This window comes from Pseudomonas sp. 32_A (assembly GCF_017490905.1).
GTDB lineage: Bacteria > Pseudomonadota > Gammaproteobacteria > Pseudomonadales > Pseudomonadaceae > Aquipseudomonas > Aquipseudomonas inefficax.
In genome coordinates this window covers 1-456 of the sequence record NZ_JAFGYI010000321.1, presented here as the reverse complement: position 1 = coordinate 456, position 456 = coordinate 1, and the positions used below count along the sequence as shown (strand labels likewise).

Genomic DNA, 456 nt, shown 5'->3' with positions numbered 1-456 from the left:
GATAAGGATCTCGCCGCGATACAACTGGATCGCCCGCACGTGGGCGTCGAAGTGCACGTCAAGTGCGGTGTCGACGTTCAGCTCCAGTTGCGAACCGTCGTCCAGGCGCAGTGAGCGCCGCTCTCCGCTGCCGGTGCGCTGCTGAGCGAGCAGGGCGCGACACTGCACCTGTTCGCTGGCCAACCAGGTACCGCCACCGACCGCCAGCAGCAGTCCCAGTACCTTGAGCACTTCGCGGCGTTGCGCCTGAGCCGCGCCCAGGCCTGCCAGCGCAGCCTGGCGCGGCACCGTTGACCACTGGCGTTGGAGTTTCTCCACCCGCGACCAGGCTTCGGCAGGCGCAGGGCTTGCGGCCAGCCATGCCTGCCAGGCCTGGGTCCGGGCAGTGTCGGCATCACCGTCATTGAGCTGCACGTACCAGGTCGCAGCCGCTTCGAGTGTCTTAATATCCACAGC

The 456-nt window shown here is 66.9% G+C and carries 1 protein-coding gene; it reads right to left on the bottom strand.

Going from position 1 to position 456, the window contains the following annotated elements; genetic code table 11:
• Positions 1-453, bottom strand: a 453-nt coding sequence (locus J5M58_RS26870; RefSeq protein WP_207880427.1) for a DUF4880 domain-containing protein, incomplete at its 3' end; no start/stop codon positions are given.
• Between the last annotated feature and the right edge of the window lie 3 nt (positions 454-456).